Raw genomic sequence first — 21842 nt, forward strand, 5'->3', positions numbered from 1 at the left:
CCGGTGGAAGGTTGGCGGGTTTGGCAGGGAGCACGGAGCATTGCAAGCGCAGGACCACAGGCCTAGCGGAGAAATCTATGGCTGAAGCCGACGCCGATAATACCCTTAAGTCACCGCCGCCATCGCGGCCGAAAAGCATTTCGCGCGAGCGTATGACGCTGCTGTTCGCAGTGATGCTGACGACTGCGGCCGGGAATACCGCGATGCAATCGGTCATGCCGTCGATCGGGACAGCGCTGGAGATAGACGATGTCTGGATAAGCCTGGCCTACAGCTGGTCCGCTCTTTTGTGGGTGATCTGTGCACCACTCTGGGCAGAGCGCTCGGACCGGCGGGGTCGCAAAGCCATGATGGCGGTGGGATTGATCGGCTTTATCGCCTCGATGGCTTTGTGCGGCCTCGCCCTCTGGCTCGGATTGCTAGGGGTACTTGGCGGTACTGCAGCGCTCGTCGCTTTTGCAATCGCCCGCAGCCTCTACGGCGGCTTCGGCAGCGCCGCGCCGCCTGCGGTGCAGGCTTATGTCGCCAGCCGCACGCCACGCGCCGAGCGAACGCAGGCGCTTTCGCTGATTGCCTCGAGTTTCGGTCTCGGTACGGTGATCGGGCCCGCATTGGCACCTCTGATGGTTCTGCCCTTTGTAGGTCTGACCGGCCCCTTCATCATTTTCGCGCTGATCGGATTGCTCACGCTTACCGCGCTGCGACTGAGACTGCCAAACGACGAGCCGCAATTCGAGGCACGCGGCAGCACCTACGACGCGCCTTACACCAGTGGATCGACTTCCAGCGTCCGGTCCGACGAAGTGCCGCAGGAAGACGAAGACGAGGAAGATGTCGATCCGCACAGGCTGCGGTGGTTCGAGCCGCGCTTGCGACCCTGGGTCACAGTCGGCCTGCTTGGCGGGCACGCGCAGGCGATGGTTCTCGGGATTATCGGTTTTCTCGTGCTCGACAGGCTTGGCCTGCGCGCGACTCCCGCGCTGGGTGCCGGGCCGGTGGGACTGGTACTGATGTGCGGAGCCATCGCAACCCTGCTCGCACAATGGGGACTGATCCCCCGTTTGGACCTGGGGCCACGAGCGGCGACATTGTCAGGTATCGCCGTTGCAGCTACAGGCGTCGTATATCTGGGCGTTGCCGATGATCTCCATTCGATCGCGCTTGCCTATGCAATCGCCTCGCTGGGCTTTGGGCTGTTCCGCCCGGGCAGCACAGCAGGTACGTCTCTCGCCGTCACGCGATCCGAGCAGGGTAAGGCCTCGGGTATTACCGCTTCGGTCGCCGGAGCTAGTTTCATTTACGCCCCGGCGCTCGGCGTGTGGCTCTACGGTCATTCGGATTGGCTGGGGTTCGGATTGATCGCCGCCCTGTGTTCGGCCGTACTAATCTACGGGTGGAACGCGCTGCAGAAGGACAGCGCCCTCACCCGCAGCACCGGCTAGAGGATATCAAGGACCGTATCCTGTGGCCGACAAAGGCGAACCCCCTTGTCGGTTTCGACCAGCGGACGCTCGATCAGGATCGGATCGGCCACCATCGCTTCCAGCACTTCGTCGGCACTGGCATCGGGCAGGCCGCGCTCCACGGCGTCGGTGCCGCGAAGCCTGAGGCCTTCGTTAGAGCTGATGCCGGCATCCCGATAGAGTTGCGCGAGTTTCTCCTTACTCGGCGGGTTCTTGAGATATTCGATCACTTCCACCTCGACCTTGGAAAGATTCTCGAGGATGGCAAGCGTCTTGCGCGAAGTGCCGCATTTCGGGTTGTGCCAGATCGTGGCCTTCATCGTTCAGGTCTCCTTTGGAGCCTCGCTAATCGACCGTTGCGATGAGCGAAAGAACCACTTGCGATTTTTCTTTGCCGAGTTCCACAATCGGGCTTGCAAATGCGAATAACTCTCAATAGCAGGCTCGCGAGTTTTACCACTCATTCGCAAGAACGGAAGAATCCCATGAAGCCTTTTTCCCTCGCCGCCCTCCTGCTTTGCGGAACAGCCTTCGCAACGCCTGCCTCAGCCAACACCACGACAGAGACGCAGCCCGAACGGGACTATCTGCCGAGCGACATCATCGTGAAGGGTGAACGCGCAGATGAATACGGATTCGATGATGGATCGACGGCTACCAAGACCCCGACTCCCTTGATCGACGTACCGCAGTCGGTCGCTTTCATCACCGAAGACCAACTCGAAGATCAGGCGGTCCGCCAGCTGAACGACGCGCTACGCTATGTGCCAGGCATCAGCATGGAAACCGGGGAGGGACACCGTGACGAAGTGTTCATCCGCGGGCAGGAAACCACCGCCGATTTCTACATCGACGGGTTGCGCGACGACGCGCAATACTATCGGTCGCTCTACAACATCGAGCGCGTCGAGGTGCTCAAGGGAGCCAACGCGCTCATCTTCGGTCGCGGGGCCGGTGGCGGCGCGATCAACCGCGTGGCCAAGCGCGCTGAATGGACATCAGCCATCAGCGGGGAAGGGTCGGTCGACAGCTTCGGCGCCTTCGCTCTGCTGGCCGACATCAACCAGCCCCTTTCGGACGGCCTCGCACTGCGCCTCAACGCGACCTATGAGGAATTCGACAATGATCGCGATTTCTACGAAGGCCGTTTCATCGGCGTTTCGCCGACGCTGACCGCCGCTCTGGGACCGGATACGACTCTCGTTGCCAGCTATACCTATGACAATGACGAGAGGGTTACCGATCGCGGAGTGCCGTCGATCGATGGCGGTCCGCTGACCGGATTCGACAGCACCTTTTTCGGCGATTCCGACTTCAATCGCGCAGAAGCCGAAGTGCACATCGGCCGTGTACGGCTGGAGCATGATTTCAACCGCGGTCTGACCGCAAACGCGACGCTCCAATTCGCCGATTACGACAAGGCCTATGCCAATATCCTGCCGTCCGGAACCGATGGCGAAACAGTTTTCCTGGGCGGCTATCGCGACACGCAGCAGCGCACGAACTGGATCGGCCAGGCGAATTTCATCTGGGAAGCTGACCTGGGCTCCAGCCTGTCCTCGACCCTTCTGTTCGGCATGGAAGCAAGCCGTCAGGATTCGGCCAACCAGCGGGCAAACGTGTCCTTTACCCGCCCCGTCGATGCCACCGATCCGGATGCGTTGCAGCCAAACGAGACACCGCTGACCGACAACCTGTTCGTTCCGCCTTTCGTACTGGCTCCCACCTCCCGCTCGCGCGCCAGCGATCTGGAAACGCTTTCCTTCTATCTTCAGGAACAGCTGGAAATTGGCGAGTATGTGGAATTGGTTGCAGGCGTCCGCTGGGACCGCTTCGACCTCGACACCATCGATCTCATCGACGACGAACCCGCCGGCCGGGTGGACGAGAAATTCAGCCCTCGCCTGGGGTTGATCGTCAAGCCCACGCCCGACATCTCGCTCTATGCGTCCTATTCCGAAAGCTTCCTTCCGCAGGCAGGTGACCAGTTCTTCATTCTTTCGCAGGATGACGCCCGATTCGAACCCGAGAAGTTCACCAATTACGAACTGGGCGCGAAATGGGCCCCGCTGGACAAGGTGCTGGTGAGTGCCGCAATCTTCCGGCTCGAGCGTACGAATATCCAGGCGACCAACGAGTTCGACGAGGTGGTCCTTGCCGGCGAGAGCCGCGTCGAAGGGTTCGAGGTGAGCGCCGTGGGCGAGATCGCCGACTTCTGGAAGGCCAATCTCGGCTACACCTATCTCGACGGGGAATTGCTGAACGATAACGCTTTCGGCGATGCCGGACAGCGTCTCCAGCAGTTGCCCAAGCATTCGATCAGCGCGTGGAACCGCTTCGACGTGACCGACCAGATCGGCCTCGGCCTCGGCGTGATTCATCAGTCGGATCAGTTCGCCAGTTTCTCGAACAATGTCGTCCTCCCGAGCTACTGGCGCGTCGATGCAGCTGCTTATTACGCGGTCAGCGAGCGGTTGAGCCTCCAGCTCAACATCGAAAACCTGTTGGACGAAACCTATTACCCGAGCGCCCACGGCGACAATAACATCCAGCCCGCCGATCCGTTTAGCGCGCGGATCGGAGTGCGGTTCGAAATCTGACTGGATCTACCGGAAGAGCGACTTTCCTACACGTGCCTCGGCGCGATAGGAGGGAGGTCGCTCTTTCATATCGTCTGCCGAGCAATTTTTTCGATTTCGGGCCAACTTGTCGCCTTCGCTGCACCGGAACCTGATTTTCTCTTCTAATTCAGATGATTAAGAGAATCCTACGAAGGCGACACCGAGTCGTCTTTGTCGCCTTAGTCGCGCCGACGGTCCGGGCTTTCCTCCGGCGCAGTCAGAGCGGGTACTTCGTCCGTCGCATCCTCGGCGCTGATGCCCGGAGCAGGTGCGGCGCTGATCCTTTCCTGTCGCCGGGCAACTCTGCCCGCTCGCTGGATCGCACGTACGAGACGAGGATAGACGCCGCAGCGGCAGATATTGGGGATGGCGGCCTTGATTTCCTCTTCGCTTGCCGCAGGATTGCGGTCCACAAGTGCCGCAGCGGCCATCACGATCCCCGGCGTGCAGAAACCACACTGGATAGCCTGTTCCGCCACCATAGCCTGCTGCACAGGATGTGAGCGATCACCCGAGAGACCCTCGATTGTAGTAATGAACCGCCCCTCTGCCTCGGCTATCGTGACGAGACAGCTGCGTAACGCCTCGCCATCGATATGGACCATGCAGGATCCGCAATCGCCATTGCCGCAGCCGTACTTCGTTCCTGTGAGGTTGGCGGCATCGCGCAGCGCCCACAACAAGGGCGTTTCCGGGTCCATCAGGAATTCGACCGGGCGGTCGTTGACCGTCATGCGCGACATGGCGGCGCCTTTGCCTCAATTGCAGGAAAAGTCGAGAGGTCTCAGCTCTTCCAGCTGTCGTCGATCTTCGAGACGCGGCGCTTCCAGGCCTCGAAATCGAACAACCCTGCCCCGCCCTGCGTTTGCATGGTCGAGAGGTCGCGCTGGTGCACGTCGACCACTTCCTGCTTGACGATATTGGGTTCGCCCTGGCTCAGCGTTGCCACCTGGATTTCGCAGGCACGCTGCAAGGCCCACATCTTCACGAACATGCCTGGAATGGTTTTGTCCATCACCACCGGCCCGTGATTGCGCAGCATCAGGATGGAATGTTCGCCCAGGTTCTCGACAAGCCGATCGCCTTCCTCGGCACGGACAGTCACGCCTTCGAAATCGTGATAGCCGATCTGCCCCTGGAAATTGCAGGCATAGAAATTGGTCGGCAGCAACCCGTTCTTGTGGCTGCACACCGCCATGGTGGCGGTCGTGTGAACGTGGCAGATGGCCGTTGCCCGTTCACCCAGGTGCTTGTGGAAATGGGCGTGCTGGGTGAAGCCGGCCTTGTTGACCATATATTGCGACTGGCCGATATTGTTGCCTTCCACATCGATCTTCACGAGGTTCGAGGCGGTCACTTCGTCATACAGCAGGCCGAAGGGGTTGATGAGGAAGGTGTCCTTCTCTCCCGGCACGGCAACGGAGATATGGTTGTAGATGCTTTCGCCCCAGCCGAGATGATCGAAGATGCGGTAACATGCGGCGAGATCCTGCCGGACCTTCCATTCTTCTTCGCTGCATTCGAATTTCGGCTGCATCTGCGTGGCCATCGCATTCTCTCCTAAGTCTCTATTTGAAACCTCTATCGCATGGAGAGGGTAGCTGGAGCAAGATGCAGGAGGTCAAATCGGCGCTTCCAAATCGCGCCCCGCCCCGCTAGCGCCGCGAGCGATGAGCGAGACGGCCAAACTGATCCGCGGCAGCATACGCGGCCATCTCGTTACCCAGACCCTGCCGATGATCATCGGCGTGGCCGCGATCATGTCGGTCGGGCTGATCGATGCCTATTTCATCGGGCAATTGGGGGCGGCCGAACTCGCTGCAGTGAGTTTCATTTTCCCGATCACTATAGCGCTCTCCAGTCTCGGCGTCGGCGTGATGGTCGGCATCAACTCGGTCATTTCGCGTGCGCTCGGCGAAGGGGACGTCGACCGCGCAGAACGCCGCGCCAATTTTGGGGCGGTATTCGCGCTCGGCATTGGCATCGTGCTGGGACTGGTGCTTTTCGTCCTGCTTGGTCCCCTGTTTCGCTTGATGCAGGCGAGCGAGGCGCTGATGCCGCTGATCCTCGAATACATGCAACCATTCGCGCTGGGACTGCCGGTTCTATTGCTGCAGATGGGTCTTGGCGGCGTGCTGCGAGGCCAGGGCGAGGCGCGTTACGTCTCGATGATATCGATAACCTATGCGACAGTGAACTGGGTACTCGACCCGATCCTGATCACCGGCGCCTTCGGCTTCGAAGGTTACGGCGTAGCTGGCGCAGCCTATGCTTCGATCATCGGCTACGCAGTCGCGTGCCTTATTGCACTGGCCTTCATTGGCAGAACGCCTCTATCCATCAATCCCAAGCGAATTCGCGAGTGCGATTTCGGCGCATCTAGCCAGGCCATCCTGCGCGTGGCGGGACCGGCGGCTTTCTCCAACGCTATCAACCCCATCGGCCTCTCGGTGTTGACCGCCCTACTCGCGAGCCAGGGAGAAGCGGCCATTGCTGGCTTCGGTGCCGCTGGCCGGTTGCAAAGCTTCGCGGTCGTTCCCCTGCTCGGCCTATCGGGATCGATTGGTGCGATAATCGGCCAGAATTGGGGAGCAGGCCGCGCCGATCGTGCACGGCGCGCCATGTACTGGGCGGGTGTTTTCTGCCTCGCTTATGGAATGGCGATCGCCGTCATCCTGTACGCCCTCGGCGACTGGTTCGCGGATTTCTTCACCGATAATCCGCAAGTCATCGAAGAGTTCTCGCGCTATCTCGCCATATCCGTCTGGGGCTATGCCGGATTTGGGCTGCTCATCGTGGGGAATGGAGCCCTGAACGCGGTCGACCGTGCTTCTTTTGCCCTCGCCCAAAGCGCCGCACGGGTCTTCCTCGTCATGGTACCCTTTGCTTGGTTGCTCCGGGCTAACTGGGGTGCAGAAGCCATATATGCCGCCGAGCTGGTCGCAAATCTGGCGGGCGGCGCGCTTGCAGCCCTCGTAGTTTGGCGAGTGCTCGGGAGTGCGGCAGAAAAGTCCTCACCGCTTCCAACGAAACGTTAACCATCCTCCTGCATAGCGGGTCCCGACAAGAACTTGGGGGTCCACGACCAATGGATGAATTGCTGGCCGATTTCGTCGCGGAAACGCGCGAGATGCTCGAGCAAAGCGGCACCGAGCTGGTCGCATGGGAAGCCGATCCGTCGGACAAGAAGCGCATCGATACGATTTTCCGCTTCGTCCACACCGTCAAGGGTAACTGCGGTTTCTTCGATTTCCCTCGCCTCGAAAAGCTGAGCCATGCTGCCGAAGACGCCTTGGCCGAATGCCGCGCAGGCAGGCGTGAGCCGGACAGTTCGCTGGTCAACGCAGTACTTGCGATCATCGACCGCATTTCCGAAATGACTGACTCTATCGAAGCGGGCGAAGAGTTCTCGGAAGGCAATGACGATGTCCTGATTGCCGCGCTTAGCCCCAACTCCGAAATCGAAGTGCAGAGCGATCTCGAGATCGTAGAAGAGGCAGTCGTCGATCCAACTACGAAGGCCGATAGCGATAATTCAGCCAGCAAGTCTCCGCGCCAAGCTGTACAGCGTTCGATCCGCCTACCGGTCGACCTCCTCGACGAGGTTATGAAGGGCGTGTCGGATATGGTCCTTGCACGCAACGACCTCGCCCGGCGGTTGCGCGAAGCGGGTGAACAACCAACTATCGATGGTCCTTTCGAGCGCCTTTCGGCGATTCTGGCCGATGTGCGAACGTCAATTACCCGGATGCGCATGCAGCGGCTCGAACATCTCTTCTCGTCTCTTCCCCGTCTGGTCAGAGACCTGTCCAACGAGCTTGGCAAACAGGTCATGGTCGATTTCGAAGGTGGCGAGGTGGAGCTTGATCGGGAAATGATCGAGATGGTCCGCGATCCGCTGACCCACATCATTCGCAACGCCATCGATCACGGGATCGAAACTCCGGCCTCACGCCTCAAGACAGGCAAACGCGAAATCGGCACGCTCAAGTTCGCCGCGCGCCAGTCGGGCAACCAGATCAGTCTCGTCGTCACCGACGATGGTGGCGGGATCAATATCGAGAAAGTCACGGCAAAGGCCATCGCGAACGGTCTCTATTCCCATTCCGAGATCGACAAGATGTCGGACAAGCAGAAGCAGAACCTGATCTTCGAACCCGGCCTTTCGACTGCCGAACAGGTCAGCTCCGTCTCTGGCCGCGGTGTCGGCATGGATGTCGTGCGCTCCAACATCGAACGCGTCGGCGGCTCGATCGAGGTGTCCAGCAAGCTCGGTGAAGGTACGAGCTTCCACCTGCAACTGCCGCTGACGTTGTCGATTATCGCGGCTTTGACGGTGGGCTCTGGCGACCAGCGCTATGCAATTCCACGCAGTTATGTCGAAGAGATCGTCTTCGGCAATTCGAGCCACGTCGAATTCGCACAGGCTGGTGACCGCCGCTTGGTCACTTTCCGTGACAAGCGCGTGCCCTGCCTATCGCTCGGCGAAGTGCTGGGCATTGAAAATACTGCGAATTGCCGCTGGGAAGAAAAAACACTGGTCCTGGTGCGGCTTGCCAGCGACGATATTTTCGCCCTGGCGGTCGACCGCGTGTTCGACCACGAGGACGTGGTGGTAAAGCCTATCGCTCCGGCCATCATGGAAACCCGTCTCTATGCGGGAACAACTTTGCTGGACGACGGACGACCGATGATGCTCATCGATCTGCCCTCCATCGCTCAGATGCGCGGAATGGTCGGCGGCGTCCGCACGAAAGCGGTCGAAGCGGAGAAAGTCGAACGCCAGAAGAAGAGCAAAGCCGTGCCGGTCATGCTTTTCGCCGGTCTCGACGGACGCCACCGCGCGGTGCGTCTCGAACTCGTCCGACGGATCGACACGATATCGCGGGATGCGATCGACATCGAGGGCGAGCGTGCCCAGGCAGTCATCGATGGCGAGATCGTGACGCTGGCCGGCCACGACACCGGCCCCCTCCCCGACGGCCGCTGCCGCCTGCTGCGCCTTTCGGACGGTGAGCGCGAGCTGGTCTACATCGTGAAGGAAGTGCTCGACGCCGCGGATATAACGGACGATGTCGTTCCCAGTGAGGCCGACCGTTCGATCGAAGGCGTGACACTGGTCGGAGGCAAGCCGATTCCGCTGCTCGATGGCCACGCTGTATTTGCCCGCTACCGTGCGACCAGGAAAATCGAACACATTTTGACCTGCCGTATCCCCGGCGAAAGTGAATGGGCGCGCACGATCCTCGAGCCGCTGGTCGAAGCTGCCGGGTACAGGATCGCTACGGACGAGGACGATTGCGAGGCCGATCTCGCCATTGCCCTGGCCGAAGATGGCACTGACTTTCAGCAGGGCGCACGCGCGACTATCCGACTTCGTCCCGATCCGGAGGATGCAGGGGACGATACCATTTACCGCTACGACCGAGACGGCCTGCTGGCCGCGCTCAAACGTATCCGGACCGGGAGGGCGGCATGAACGAATTGCTACTCATGTGCACCATCGCCGGTCGCCGAGCGGCGATTCCTGCGATCGAAGTCCAGTCAGTGATCGAGGTCGAGGCCATTACTCCCATTCCGGGCACGGCCGACTTTATTCTCGGCCTCACCGCCCTGCGGAGCCAGGCACTGACCGTCATCGACTGCGCCCTCGCGCTCGGTCTCGAAACGCCGTGTGCATCGCTCGATAATCGAGCTGCCGTGGTCGAGGTCGAGGGGCATCTTTACGCCCTGCTGGTCGAAGAAGCGCACGACGTGGGCGAAGCGCGCAGCGAGCCGGTCGCCGTTCCTGGCGGCTTCGGCGAAGGGTGGCAACGCGCCGCCCGCGGAATGGTCGAAACCGATGGCGGCCCAACGCTGCTCGTGGAGATTGCCAACCTCATTTGCGGACCAATGCGGGAAGCCGCTTAAGCGATTGGTTACCGCCTGCACCTATAAGGGGCAGGCTAGTATAAGGGATCACGAAGTATGAAGACCTGTCTAATCGTCGACGATTCGCGCGTCATCCGCAAGGTGTCGCGCCACATCCTCGAAACACTGGGCTTCTCGGTCGACGAAGCCGAAAATGGCCAGGAAGGCCTGAACAAGTGCCTCGATAACATGCCCGATGTGGTGCTGCTGGACTGGAACATGCCCGTGATGACCGGCATCGAATTCATCCACCAGCTGCGCAAGCATGATGGCGGCGACAAGCCCAAGGTGGTGTTCTGCACTACTGAGAACGACGTCGCGCACATCCGCGAAGCGATCAGCGCCGGCGCCGACGAATACGTCATGAAGCCATTCGACCACGAAACCCTGCAGATCAAGCTCCAGCTCGTCGGCATGGCCTGATCCGAAAGGGTTCGAGCCGTGGTCACCGCTCTCCGATCGACAGCAGCCATTAAAGCTGGCGAGAATTTCTCGCCCGCCACCGTTCGCGTAATGCTGGTGGACGATTCGCTTACCGTGCGAACCGTCTTCTCGCGCATGATAGAGCGGGAAAGCGACATGACGATCGTCGCCAGCGCAAGCACGGCGGAACGCGGCTTGCAGGAACTCGAAAACCATCGGGTGGACGTGATCCTGCTGGATCTCGAAATGCCGGGAATGGGCGGGATCGAGGCCTTGCCCAAGCTGCTGAAAGCTGCGCCGGGCACCAAGGTGCTGGTGATTTCGTCGCTCACGGCTGCGGGAGCGGAGCATACGGTTGAAGCACTGCGCATGGGTGCCGCCGACACTATGCTCAAACCGCTTCCGGGCGGCTTCAACGACGATTACCGCGAACAGCTGCTCGGCAAGATCCGCGCGCTAAAGGGTTTCGCGCCTTACGAACAACCAAAACGCGCAGAACCCCGTCCGGCCCAGCGCCGCGCTGGCAAGAAACCGCAGGTTCTCGCAATCGGGGCTTCGACGGGGGGCATCCATGCGCTCAACCTGTTCCTGCGACGAATTCCGAAGAATTTCGACCTTCCCATCCTCATCACGCAACATCTTCCCGCAAGCTTCATTCCGGTATTCGCCAAGCAGATGGAAATGGCCGCAGGCCGCGAGGCCGTCCTCGCCGACGAGGATGTCGAGATCACGCGCGGCCGGATCGTTATCGCACCGGGGCATGGCCACATGGTAATACGCCGCAAGGGCTCGCGTTACGTCACGGGGCTGGCTTACAATCAGGTCAAGAGCGGATGTACACCTTCCGTCGATCCGATGTTCGAGACCCTCGCAGAAGCCTATGAGGGAAAGGTGGCCGGTATCCTGTTGTCGGGCATGGGCCGCGACGGAACCGAAGGGGCGGACGCGATTATCAATGCCGGCGGCTCGATCTATACGCAGAGCGCCGACACCTGTGCCGTATGGGGTATGCCACGCGACATCACCGAACGCGGCCTCGCCACCGCGGTGGCCCCCCCTGCCGAGCTGGCGGACAATGTACTCGCCAGCGTCGGAGCCGATGCATGGCGCTAGAGGACGCATCTCACGACATCATCGCCGACCTCCTCAACGCTCGTACCGGACAAACCTTGTCCGAAAGCCGTCGCTGGAGGATCTCGTCGGCACTCTCAGGACTGTTTCGCGAGTTCGGGATCGAAAACGTCGATCAGCTCGCCTGCATGCTCGAGCGTCCAGGCGAACATCGCCTTGCCACCCGGGTGGTCGAAGCGCTGCTGAACAATGAAACCTATTTTTTTCGCGATCACGCGTATTTTTCGACTTTGGCGAATTTCGTCCTTCCCGAACTGGCTAAAAAGCGCGCCGAGACCAGGAAAATCTCCATCTGGTCGGCTGGCTGCTCGACCGGGCAGGAAGTCCTCAGCCTGGCAATGATCTTCTGCGAGCAACCGGGGCGCTGGGCGGACTGGACGATCGAAATCCTCGGCACAGATGTTTCGGGCAAGGCGATCGAACAGGCCCGCACCGGGACATACTCGCAGTTCGAGATCCAGCGCGGCATTTCGGTTGCGCAAATGCTCAATTTCTTTTCGGAAACCCCGCAGGGGTGGAAGGTCGCGGAAAAGATCCTGTCGATGACCCGCTTCGAACAGCGCAACATACTCGATTTTCCCCCTGCACCTGGACGCTTCGACCTCGTCATGTGCCGCAACTGCCTGCTCTATTTCGATCCGGATACTCGCCGCAACGCGTTCGAGCGGCTCGCTGGCGGCATTGCATCCGACGGGTTTCTCATGCTCGGCGCTGGCGAAACAGTGGTCGGCCAAACCGATCGGTTCGAGCCTGCGTCCTGTGGTTCGGCCATGTATGTGCTGAAGGCAGCAAGCGGGTCTCCGAATGCTTCCGGCAATCTATCCCCTCATAACGCGCTGGCCGGAGGAGGAACGTTTTCGTCCGGACACGGGCTCTGATGAAGCCTGGGCCGCAAGCAAGGTAAATATAGAGTTTACCGTTAATTAGCGAATGCGCGTTAGCGATTGGGAACATCGATCTGACCGCGCCATCGAAGGGAACTTGCGTGCGATCACATTCCGACAAGGCGCAGCAAAGCACGCGCATGATGATCTTCGCGCCGCTCGCATCGCTTGCTGGTATCGCGAGCGTCACGGCGGTGCTGGCCGTTTTAGGGCCGCAGCTAGGTGTCGGTTCGATCAATGCCATACTTGGTGGCGGCTTCATCGCCTTGATCGCCAGTATCGGCAGCTTCGCCGTCATGGGCGTCAGGCATTTGAGGAATCTCGAAAGGCTATCAAACAGCGATCCGTTGACACTGCTGCCCAATCGCCGCGCACTCCATCGCGACATTTCCGAGATCATGTCACCCGATCAAGAGGTCGCTCTGGCGATCGTCGATCTCGACGGTTTCAAGATCATCAACGATCACTACGGACACATTCTGGGCGACGCGACAATCAAGGAAATCGCTCGGATCATCCGCAACATCTGCGGTGAAGAGGCGGGCCTGTATCGTCTTGGGGGCGATGAATACGCCATCCTGATGAGCGGGGAACTGGCCGGCACCCTGCTGGAAGGGCATTGCCGCCGAACAATCGAGCGATTGGCAAAATCGATCAAGATAGACGATCGGCGCCTCACGCTTGGCGCCAGCATCGGTCTTGCCCGCAACGCTCCGGGGCAGCAATTGCCGTCATCCGAAATGCTGCGCCGCGCAGATGTCGCAATGTATGCCTCCAAGCGGGGCGGAAAAATGCGCTGCACATGGTTCAATGAAGCGTTCGATCGCAGCCGCGAACAGATAAAACAGCTGGACGACGAACTGCGACAGGCACTCGCAACGGGCCAGTTCATGATGCACTACCAGCCGCTGGTAGACAGCAGGACGCGCGAGATCGTTTCGGTAGAGAGCCTGTTGCGCTGGGAGCGTCCCGACGGCAAGGTTGTCGGCCCCAATACCTTCATTCCTGTCGCCGAAGAGTCCGGCCTGATCAATCCGATCGGCCTTTGGGTACTCCGGCAAGCATGCTGCGATGCGCTCGAATGGGAGGGTGTTACGCTGTCGGTCAATATCTCAGCGGCACAGCTCCGGAACCCCGAATTCCCGATCCAGCTCGGACATATCCTGGAAGAAACCGGCTTCGACCCTGGACGCCTCGAGCTCGAGATTACGGAAACCTGCCTCGTGCTCGACCCGGTGGTGGCCGAGCGCAGCCTCAATCTCATTCGCGGTTTCGGTGTCAGCGTCGCGCTCGACGATTTCGGTACTGGCTACGCTTCGATCGGCTTCCTGCGTCAGTTCCGCTTCCAGAAACTCAAGCTCGACCGCAGCCTTGTCGTGCAGGCATCCGAGGATGAGTCGAGCCGCGCCATGATGTTGTCCAGTATCACCATGGCGCAGGCCATGAAGATGTCGGTGACCGCCGAAGGGGTGGAGACGGTGGAACAAGCCGACATGGTGCGCGCGGCCGGTTGCGACCAGATTCAGGGCTGGCTCTACTTCAAGGCCATGCCGGCTTGTGAGATCAGGCAACATCTCGGGAAAAAGGTCGATGCGACCGCCGCCGCAGGTGATGGCGATAATAACCGGGAGGTCAGGGTAGCATGAACGCGATGACCGGCGACTTCGGCGCAGCCGAGACGGATAATGGAAAATATTACTCGGATGAAATCGCCGAGGATCGCGCCATTCTAGCCGATATCGGCAAAGGCGGCGAAGGAATTCGCGGCAAGTTCGCCGATTTGTCGATCGGGAGCAAACTCAGCCTGGTCGCCTTCGCCAATATCGGCGCAGTGGTCTTTATTCTGCTTTCTATCGTTGTCGGCGGCTGGACAGCCATCGAACTGCGGCAGGAACGCATGCAGATTTCGGAAATGCTGATCCTGTCTACCGAGCTCAAGTCCAACACCGACGAAGCCTTGCTGCATATGCAGCGGTTCGCGAATTCAGCCGATGGCTCCGCTCTGGCATCGGCCGGGTCCAGTCTCGAAGAAGCTCGCCGGGATCTCAATTCCCTGGAGCGCGGTGCGCGTCTCGTCGCCCCCGCACAATCCGAAACTATCGGGCAGCTGCGGGGTGCACTCGACAATCTCGTCGGAACCCTCGCACGGCAGCAGTCGGCCGTCGACGAGGCCAGTCGGAGGGCACTGGCCGAGGCCGCACTGGCGGAAGGGGAATCGTTCAGCACTCTGGTCAGGCAATTCAAAACCGATCTCTTTCGCAGCGGACAGGCCAGTGATGCCGCCGGTGAGAACACCATAATCTGGCTGTTCATGGCATTCGTCACCGTGGCGCTGATTGGCATCGTCGCAATCCTGCTTTCGACGCGCGTTATTGCGCGCGATATTGCCGGTACGGTGAGCGAATTGACGGACGCATCGGAACGTCTGGCAACAGGTGATAAGTCGATTCAGATCCCCGGTCTCGAACGGCGGGACGAATTGGGCGGCCTGGCCCGTTCGCTCCACGTATTCCTGCGTGCCGCCTTTCGCCTCGAAAAGATGTCGGCCGAAAAGGAAGCATTGCGCGCCGAGCGGGGACAGGATCTTCAGCGTCTCGCATTGCAGTTCGAAAGTACGGTGGGTGAGGTCGTCCACGGTGTCGCTGCAGCTTCGAGCCAGCTCAAGGATACCGCGTCTTCCATGGCTGCCGCAGCGGAGCAGGCGACCCACCAAAGCGGAGCAGTCACGAATGCCATGGAGCAGGCGTCTGGCGGTGTAACCGCGGCTGCCGCCGCATCGGACGAGTTCGCCATGTCGATCGGCGAAATCAGTCGCCAGGCGTCCCATTCGGCAGAACTCGCACGCAAGGCCTCGGACGATGCGGAAACCGCAGACGAAACAATCTCGGCCCTTGCTTCTTCGGCGGACCAGGTCGGGCAGATCGTTGAACTGATCCAGTCCATCGCCCAGCGCACCAACCTGCTCGCTCTAAACGCATCGATCGAGGCAGCGCGCGGCGGCGAAGCGGGGCGCGGTTTCGCCGTCGTGGCAAGCGAGGTGAAGGAACTCGCGGCCCAGACGAGTAGGGCGACCGAAGAAGTTGCAGATCAGATCCGTGCCATGCAGGATTCGACCGGCGCGAGCGTCACAGCACTTCGTTCGATCGGGGAACAGATCAAGCAGCTGGAAACAACTGCCATCTCGATCGCCAGCGCCGTCGATCAGCAGTCCGTCGCCGGCCAGGACCTGGCGCGCAATATCGACCTTGCCGCACGTTCGACCGACGAGGTTTCGACCAGTATCGTGCAGGTGCGTGAAGCCAGCATCGCGACAGGGGCGGCAGCCAGCCAGGTTCTTGGCTCCGCCACTTCGCTGGAATCGCAGGCAAGCGTGCTGCGCCGGCAAGTGGATGAATTTTTGCAGCATGTAAGGGCGGCCTGATCGGGGGACCGGTTTCAGGCGGTGACTTGAGAACGAATTGGGGAGTGGCTTGGGATGAATGCGCATAGCACCATGATCGGCGAGGAACTGCGGCGTGAGATTGCCGAAGTCGAAGGCGTGAAAGCGGCAACGACAACACGATACTCCGGCCTGACCGCCTGGCTCATGGATAAGCCGCTGAAAGCGAAAGCCCAGATTGCTTCGCTGCTCTCGCTCGGCGGACTTGTAATCGTCGCAGCTGCCGCATTGTTGGGGATTTCCTATCCCGAACAGGCGGCTGCAGCCCGTTGGGTAGTAATCGGTGTGACCGTAATAGGACTGGTCGGAGGCATCCTCAGCTTGCGCTTCATCATCGGCCACGTGATCGAACCGTTCCAGCATGTCGCCGGAGAAATGGGCCGTCTGGCCGGCGGATCACGCGATATCGATGTCGGCGATACCGAACGCACGGACGAAATAGGCGAGCTGTCCCGTTCACTAGAGGTGTTTGCCAAATCGGGCCACAAGCTCGACGAACTGTTCGCCGGTCGGAAAGCGGCGTCCGAACAGCGAAAACAGGAGCTGATCCGCCTTGCCGACAATTTTGAAAAAAGTGTCGGGGATGTCGTAGGCGGCGTGGCCGCGGCATCGAGCCAGCTCAATTCGGCCGCAGGATCGATGGCCAGCACCGCAGAGCATGCTGCAGGGCAGGCAAGCCAGGTTAGCGGTGCGATGGAGCAGGCCTCTGGCGGTGTCACTGCTGCTGCTGCTGCGTCGGATGAATTCGCCATGTCGATCGGCGAAATCAGTCGCCAGGCCGCCAATTCCGCCGAACTCGCCCGCAAGGCATCGCTCGACGCGGAAGGAGCCGATGAAACGATCGGCGCGCTCGCCGCCTCGGCGGATCAGGTCGGTCAGATCGTTGAGCTGATCCAGTCCATAGCCCAGCGCACCAACCTGCTCGCCCTCAATGCCAGCATCGAGGCAGCGCGCGGAGGGGAGGCTGGCCGCGGGTTCGCCGTGGTGGCGAGCGAGGTAAAGGAGCTGGCCGCTCAGACCAGCCGGGCGACCGAAGAAGTGTCCGAACAGATCCAGGCAATGCAAGCCTCGACAGGCGCCAGTGTCAGCGCGCTGCGCTCTATCGGCGACCAGATCAAACAACTCGAGACGACCGCCATCTCGATCGCCAGCGCGGTCGACCAGCAATCGGTGGCCGGTCAGGATCTCGCGCGCAGCATCGACCGTGCAGCGCAGGGCACTGACGAAGTCGCCAGCCATCTCGAAAGCATGCGGAACACCAGCATGGCGGCCGGAGCCACTGCAAGCCAGGTTCTGGCTTCGTCGAGCGATCTTGAGACGCAAGCCGCGACCTTGCGTGACAAGGTCGACGAATTCCTGTTCCACATACGCGCGGCCTGATCGTTCACCGCATCATATGAAGAAGGGCGGCCCGGCAAAGGCTGGTGCCGCCCTTTCTCGTCATTCCCACCAATACGGCAGGCGGCGCTCGTTGCCGGTCTCGACCTCGTTCATCGTCCGCGCATCATAGAGACGTCCGCCCAGCATGACCTGGGCGATATCGTCGGAATTGCGTATGTCCTGTGTCGGATCGGCGGTAAGGATCAGGAGGTCGGCCAGCTTGCCGACTTCGAGACTGCCAATATCGCGCTCCATCCCGAGCGATTTGGCCGGTTCGATGGTCCCGGCACGCAGCGCCTCGACAGGCGACATTCCTCCTCGCACGAAGCTCCACAATTCCCAATGCGCCGCGATGCCAGCTTGCTGCCCATGCGCACCGATGCTGACCTTGACGCCGCGTTCTGCGAGCTTCTTCGCCTCGCGTGCGGCATTATCGTCGACGAATGCCCATTCCGGTGCGGTGATGCGCCGCCCCGTTTCCGCAAGCAGCATCTTGGGCGGCGTGTGGACCAGCAAGGGATTGTCGAACACGTCAGTGGCCTGACGCCAGTAAGGATCGCCCGCCAGACCGCCATAGGTCACCGCCAGCGTGGGCGTGTAGTTGGTGTCCGATCCGGCAAACATCTGCAACAAATCTTCATACATGACATCGACCGGGATATTGTGCTCCAGGGTCGAATTGCCGTCTGCGATCAGGTTGACGTCCATACCGAAGAGCGAGCCGCCCTCCGCCACCACCAGCATGTTTTCGGCACGCGCGGCGGCCACCACCTGCTGACGCTGTTCGCGGCGCGGCTGGTTGTAGTTCTTCACGCTGATGCCGCCCTGCGCCTTGATCCGGCGGACATGGGCCAGGGCATCCTCGTAACTGTCGATCCGGGCATAGACGCTAGGTGCCTTGGCCCCATAGATGATCTCGCCCGTCGAGAAGATGCGCGGCGCCAGCAAGCTGCCTGCTTGCTGGCGTTCGGCCGCCGCAAAGATCATGCTGGCCGAAGAGGATGGATCGTGCAGAGTCGTCGTCCCCAGGGCGAGGTTCTGCACCAGCGACCAGTTCTGTTGCGGGATAAGATCGCCTACGCCCTGTGCGCCGTGCGCATGCGCATCGACGAGACCCGGCACGATCGTCCGCCCGGCAGCATCGACCACAGTCGCGCCTGTAGGAACGGCAACGCTGGATGCCGGACCGATTGCGGCGATCCGATCACCTTCGATCAGGATCGTGCCGTTTTCGATCGTGCCCGCCCCGTCACCGGCCATGGTGTGGATACGGGCACCCGTAATCGCGACGGTTCCGCTCGCCTTGTCGGCGCGGATGGTCCGGGCGAGCGAGGTTCCGCTGTCCGGCGGAGTGAACCCGGGCGCTTCTGCCGCTTGCGGTGCACTCGGCGTAAGAGCCATGGTGCTGGCACGGTAGAGCACCGGCCCCATCGACCAGTGCAGGGTCGAACCGTTTTCGGTCCAGCCGATATAGTCGGCCCCGCCCTTGCTGACCTTGGTCACCGGAAGCGAACTTGCCTTTTCTCCTACGGTGACGGTCTGGCCGCCGGGGAGCAGCGGCATAGCGAAGACTTCGTAGTTCTGGCGGAAGGCAACGTAATCACCGCGTGGGCTGACCTTGAAATCATTGGCCAGATCGCCCTGCACGTGGACGCGGCGCGCTTCGCCATTGGTGTCGCTAGAGATAAGCTGCAGATTGCCGCCTTCGCGCGCGAGCATGAAGATGCGCTTATTATCGGCACCATATTGCGGCGTGGAGGTATCGCGCGCGATGAGGCGCGGCGTGCCCCCGGCGGCGGAAACCGCGTAAACGCCTTCATTCTCCGAATAAGTGGGCGAGGTCAGATATCCGCCGCCGCGCTTCTCGAACACGATGGTCTCACCATCGGGCGAGAATTGCGGAACCGCATAATGGCCCTGTTGGCGGGTCACCACCCGCTCTCCGCGACCGCGCGCATCGACCGTGACGATGTTGCCGAGACCCTCGTCGGTCCAGCGCACAAATGCAATCCGCTGCCCGTCGCGCGACCAGGCAGGCCACAGTTCCAGACTATCGCCGCCGCCCGCGATAAGCTGGCGGGGCGCCGCATCGCTGCCCACCGGTTTCACATAAAGCTTGCCGAGGCTTTCGAAGACCACGGTGCGCCCGTCGGGCGAAACGCTGGCAAACCGCGGAATCTTGGCAGTGAAGCTTTCCGGTGCGACATCGATGACCGGGTGCGGTGCTTCCGCGACCATGCGGGTATCGGAGATGGAGAACGGAATAACGCTGTCACTCGATCCATCGGCGGCAACACGGCGCAGCTTGCCGCCCGCCCAGACCACCATGCTCTCGCTATCGGGCATCCAGTCCATGATCGGATAGACCCCATAGACGGCCCAGGTCTCCTGCAGATCGAGATCGAGCGCGCCGTAGATCATGCGCTCTTCGCCCGTCGAGAGGTCCTTCACCCACAACTGCGACTGGTCCTTGTCGCGGCGCACGAAGGCGAGGCTTTGGCCGTCGGGCGAAGGCGTGGGGCGGACCGCGCCGCCATAGCCGCCGACCGCAGTCGTCACTTCGCCGGTATCGATATCGTAGCGTTCGATGTTGAAGATGCCCTGGGTCGAATCCTGAGCATATTCGAAGATCGGGCCAGAGGTGACGTTACGGGTGTAGTAGATCGCATTGCCATCGGGCGCGTAGATTGGTTCGCCCAACTCCTTCTGTAATGCCTCGCTGGCGCGCTTGACCAGCTGGACTCCTCCGCCGCCGGAAACGTGGTAGAGCCAGATTTCGCCGGTCCCGGCGCTACGCTGTGTGGTGAAATGCTTCTTGGCGACGATATAGCGCCCGTCGGGCGACCAGCTGGGCTGGTTGAGCAGGCGGAAATCTTCCTTCGTGACCTGCTGCTTGTTCGAACCGTCGCTATTCATCAGCCAGATGTTGTCCCCACCTGCACGGTCGGAAATGAAGGCGATACGGCTGCCGTCGGGCGAAAACCGCGGCTGGATTTCCCAGGCGAGACCCTCTGCAATCCGGGTCGGCGTGCCGCCGGAAACCGGCATGGTGTAGATGTCGCCAAGCAAGGAGAAGGCGAGCGTGCGGCCATCGGGCGACACGTCGACATCCATCCACGTCCCTTCGTCGGTATTGATAGCCACTTCGCGTAAACTCGCGCCGCGCGGCGCAGTGACGTCCCAGCCCTCTTCCTTCTCTCCTTCGCCGGGGATCGGAACGGTAGCGGGTGCCGCATCGACGGCCTCCCCGCTGCCTTCAGGGGGCAGCTCGTCCTGCGAGGCATCGACTTCCTGCTCTTCGACCGGATTGGGGCTCGGCTGGGGTTCTTCGCTCTGGGCGTGGACGGAACCTGCACAGAGCACGAGTGCGAGGGCGGAAGCGATGCTGGTCTTCATGATCTGGGTCTCTCCCCTTGAGATAGGCGGGGAGGCTTAGACGGTGCGAAGCGACCTTGGCAAACCGCCAATCGACAAGCTGCGTTATTTGACGCTCGAACGTTCGACCAGGCGAACCGGAACACGCCGCTCGGCACGCTCTCCATCGCCCGCCAGCGCAGTTTCGACCAGCATTCGGCCCGCTTCTGCGAAGTCCGGCTCTACGGTCGTGAGCGGCGGATTGCTGAATTCGCCCGAACCCAGCCCGTCGAAGCCGACCACGCCGACCTGCCCCGGCACCGCAAGACCGCGTGAAGCAAGCTCTTCGAGTGCGCCCAAAGCCATGGCGTCGCAGGCAAAGAATAGACCGTCGAAGGTTTCGCCGTCATCGCATAGCTGGCTGATCGCGATCCGTCCCTGGGAAACACGATCTTCGCCCGACGAAACGATCGGTTCCCGCGTGGCGAGACCGGCCTTTTCCATCGCGTAGCGATAGCCCTCGTAACGCTCGCGGAATTGCTTCTGCGAAGAATTGGGATCGCCCACGAAAACGATATTGCTCGCGCCGCCCGCAACCAGTCGCTCCACCGCCAGCCGTCCGCCATCGGCATTATCGGAGCGGACCCATACGGCATCGTCGAACGGAGAACCCCAGAACGCGATGGAGTCGCTGGCGGCTGCCACCTCGCGAAAGTAATTCCAGGCCGGTTCGTTCGTAGCCGTACCGATCACCACCACGCCGTCCGCCTGCCTGCGTCCGACATAATGACCGAAGAGTTCGTCTTCCCTCGCCTGGAACGATACCAGGGCTTCATAGCCCCGTTCGGCGGCGGCGGCGCAGGTGCTGCCGAGCAGGCTGTAATAGAACGGATTGATGGCGGCCGGCCCCTGGCCATCGCGTCCGATCACGACGATGGCGATAGTGCCCGTTTCGCCTTTCCGCAGGCCAGCAGCTCTGGTGTTCACATGATAGCCAAGCTCCGCCGCAGCCTGTTCGACGCGGCGGCGGGTGGATTCGGTGATGGTTTCCGAACCCGACAGCGCGCGGCTGACGGTCGACTGGCTGACCCCGGCGCGCTCCGCAACGTCAATCGACGTAACCCGATGCGGGCGACCGTTCCCAACTTTCGTCATGGTATCTCCTCAAGCCCGACCGAGCCCTAGCCCAGAGAATTGGCGAAAGCGAGTGCCCGGATGACGTCGCCAGAAGCACAGA

At 61.1% G+C, this 21842-nt stretch carries 16 protein-coding genes; 11 read left to right on the forward strand and 5 right to left on the reverse strand.

Annotation, left to right across the window (positions count from 1 at the left end):
* The first annotated feature begins 77 nt into the window (after positions 1-77).
* Positions 78-1442 carry an MFS transporter gene (locus tag AC13CE_RS11015; protein WP_482972407.1) on the forward strand — a complete coding sequence of 455 codons (1365 nt, stop codon included), beginning with the start codon at positions 78-80 and terminating at the stop codon, positions 1440-1442.
* Here AC13CE_RS11015 and arsC read toward each other — a convergent pair.
* Positions 1439-1783, reverse strand: a complete 345-nt coding sequence (gene arsC / locus AC13CE_RS11020) for an arsenate reductase (glutaredoxin) (RefSeq protein WP_482972408.1) — start codon at positions 1781-1783, stop codon at positions 1439-1441. The two genes, AC13CE_RS11015 and arsC, sit on opposite strands and share 4 nt — an antisense overlap.
* 165 nt (positions 1784-1948) lie before the next feature.
* On the opposite strand from arsC, the gene AC13CE_RS11025 reads away from it, so the two are divergent.
* A complete protein-coding gene (locus tag AC13CE_RS11025; protein ID WP_482972409.1) occupies positions 1949-4063 on the forward strand; it encodes a TonB-dependent receptor in 2115 nt (704 codons plus the stop codon).
* A gap of 200 nt (positions 4064-4263) precedes the next feature.
* Here the strand turns inward: AC13CE_RS11025 and AC13CE_RS11030 are convergent, their stop codons facing one another.
* Together AC13CE_RS11030 and AC13CE_RS11035 are read right to left on the reverse strand one after the other, a co-directional pair.
* Entirely contained in the window at positions 4264-4827 is a 564-nt protein-coding gene (locus AC13CE_RS11030; protein ID WP_482972410.1) for a (2Fe-2S)-binding protein, read from the reverse strand.
* A 41-nt stretch (positions 4828-4868) separates the two neighbouring features.
* Positions 4869-5633 carry a class II aldolase/adducin family protein gene (locus tag AC13CE_RS11035; protein WP_482972411.1) on the reverse strand — a complete coding sequence of 255 codons (765 nt, stop codon included), beginning with the start codon at positions 5631-5633 and terminating at the stop codon, positions 4869-4871.
* A gap of 121 nt (positions 5634-5754) precedes the next feature.
* Here AC13CE_RS11035 and AC13CE_RS11040 point away from each other — a divergent pair, with 121 nt between their 5' ends.
* The 9 genes from AC13CE_RS11040 (at position 5755) to AC13CE_RS11080 (ending at position 17251) form a co-directional block, all read left to right on the forward strand.
* Positions 5755-7122 (forward strand): MATE family efflux transporter, encoded by a 1368-nt coding sequence (locus tag AC13CE_RS11040; protein ID WP_482972412.1) that lies wholly within the window; start codon positions 5755-5757, stop codon positions 7120-7122.
* 50 nt (positions 7123-7172) lie between these two features.
* Positions 7173-9563: a chemotaxis protein CheA gene (locus tag AC13CE_RS11045; protein ID WP_482972413.1), complete on the forward strand. Its 2391-nt coding sequence runs from the start codon at positions 7173-7175 to the stop codon at positions 9561-9563.
* Positions 9560-9994: a chemotaxis protein CheW gene (locus AC13CE_RS11050; RefSeq protein WP_221537854.1), complete on the forward strand. Its 435-nt coding sequence runs from the start codon at positions 9560-9562 to the stop codon at positions 9992-9994. Before AC13CE_RS11045 ends, AC13CE_RS11050 begins: the two co-directional genes overlap by 4 nt.
* A 57-nt stretch (positions 9995-10051) precedes the next feature.
* Entirely contained in the window at positions 10052-10417 is a 366-nt protein-coding gene (locus AC13CE_RS11055) for a response regulator (protein WP_221537855.1), read from the forward strand.
* 18 nt (positions 10418-10435) lie between these two features.
* On the forward strand, positions 10436-11530 hold the full coding sequence (cheB, locus tag AC13CE_RS11060) for a chemotaxis-specific protein-glutamate methyltransferase CheB (RefSeq protein ID WP_482972414.1): 1095 nt from the start codon (positions 10436-10438) through the stop codon (positions 11528-11530).
* The gene (locus AC13CE_RS11065) at positions 11521-12426 is read left to right on the forward strand and encodes a CheR family methyltransferase (protein ID WP_247710217.1); all 906 of its coding nucleotides are present in this window, start codon (positions 11521-11523) and stop codon (positions 12424-12426) included. Before cheB ends, AC13CE_RS11065 begins: the two co-directional genes overlap by 10 nt.
* A 107-nt stretch (positions 12427-12533) precedes the next feature.
* The gene (locus AC13CE_RS11070) at positions 12534-14078 is read left to right on the forward strand and encodes a putative bifunctional diguanylate cyclase/phosphodiesterase (RefSeq protein ID WP_482972415.1); all 1545 of its coding nucleotides are present in this window, start codon (positions 12534-12536) and stop codon (positions 14076-14078) included.
* Positions 14075-15853 (forward strand): methyl-accepting chemotaxis protein, encoded by a 1779-nt coding sequence (locus AC13CE_RS11075; RefSeq protein ID WP_482972416.1) that lies wholly within the window; start codon positions 14075-14077, stop codon positions 15851-15853. Before AC13CE_RS11070 ends, AC13CE_RS11075 begins: the two co-directional genes overlap by 4 nt.
* A gap of 54 nt (positions 15854-15907) precedes the next feature.
* Positions 15908-17251 carry a methyl-accepting chemotaxis protein gene (locus AC13CE_RS11080; RefSeq protein WP_482972417.1) on the forward strand — a complete coding sequence of 448 codons (1344 nt, stop codon included), beginning with the start codon at positions 15908-15910 and terminating at the stop codon, positions 17249-17251.
* 60 nt (positions 17252-17311) lie between these two features.
* Here the strand turns inward: AC13CE_RS11080 and AC13CE_RS11085 are convergent, their stop codons facing one another.
* Entirely contained in the window at positions 17312-20647 is a 3336-nt protein-coding gene (locus tag AC13CE_RS11085; RefSeq protein ID WP_482972418.1) for an amidohydrolase family protein, read from the reverse strand.
* Between the two features lie 84 nt (positions 20648-20731).
* A complete protein-coding gene (locus AC13CE_RS11090; RefSeq protein ID WP_482972419.1) occupies positions 20732-21760 on the reverse strand; it encodes a LacI family DNA-binding transcriptional regulator in 1029 nt (342 codons plus the stop codon).
* Positions 21761-21842 lie beyond the last annotated feature (82 nt).

The organism is Qipengyuania sp. B-5 (assembly GCF_056857815.1).

What these genes read in the sequence shown, in the direction of transcription:
- AC13CE_RS11015 (WP_482972407.1), top strand. Translation starts at nt 78, where the DNA reads ATGGCTGAAGCCGACGCCGATAATACCCTTAAGTCACCGCCGCCATCG.
- arsC (WP_482972408.1), bottom strand. Translation starts at nt 1,783, where the DNA reads ATGAAGGCCACGATCTGGCACAACCCGAAATGCGGCACTTCGCGCAAG.
- AC13CE_RS11025 (WP_482972409.1), top strand. Translation starts at nt 1,949, where the DNA reads ATGAAGCCTTTTTCCCTCGCCGCCCTCCTGCTTTGCGGAACAGCCTTC.
- AC13CE_RS11030 (WP_482972410.1), bottom strand. Translation starts at nt 4,827, where the DNA reads ATGTCGCGCATGACGGTCAACGACCGCCCGGTCGAATTCCTGATGGAC.
- AC13CE_RS11035 (WP_482972411.1), bottom strand. Translation starts at nt 5,633, where the DNA reads ATGGCCACGCAGATGCAGCCGAAATTCGAATGCAGCGAAGAAGAATGG.
- AC13CE_RS11040 (WP_482972412.1), top strand. Translation starts at nt 5,755, where the DNA reads ATGAGCGAGACGGCCAAACTGATCCGCGGCAGCATACGCGGCCATCTC.
- AC13CE_RS11045 (WP_482972413.1), top strand. Translation starts at nt 7,173, where the DNA reads ATGGATGAATTGCTGGCCGATTTCGTCGCGGAAACGCGCGAGATGCTC.
- AC13CE_RS11050 (WP_221537854.1), top strand. Translation starts at nt 9,560, where the DNA reads ATGAACGAATTGCTACTCATGTGCACCATCGCCGGTCGCCGAGCGGCG.
- AC13CE_RS11055 (WP_221537855.1), top strand. Translation starts at nt 10,052, where the DNA reads ATGAAGACCTGTCTAATCGTCGACGATTCGCGCGTCATCCGCAAGGTG.
- AC13CE_RS11065 (WP_247710217.1), top strand. Translation starts at nt 11,521, where the DNA reads ATGGCGCTAGAGGACGCATCTCACGACATCATCGCCGACCTCCTCAAC.
- AC13CE_RS11075 (WP_482972416.1), top strand. Translation starts at nt 14,075, where the DNA reads ATGAACGCGATGACCGGCGACTTCGGCGCAGCCGAGACGGATAATGGA.
- AC13CE_RS11080 (WP_482972417.1), top strand. Translation starts at nt 15,908, where the DNA reads ATGAATGCGCATAGCACCATGATCGGCGAGGAACTGCGGCGTGAGATT.
- AC13CE_RS11085 (WP_482972418.1), bottom strand. Translation starts at nt 20,647, where the DNA reads ATGAAGACCAGCATCGCTTCCGCCCTCGCACTCGTGCTCTGTGCAGGT.
- AC13CE_RS11090 (WP_482972419.1), bottom strand. Translation starts at nt 21,760, where the DNA reads ATGACGAAAGTTGGGAACGGTCGCCCGCATCGGGTTACGTCGATTGAC.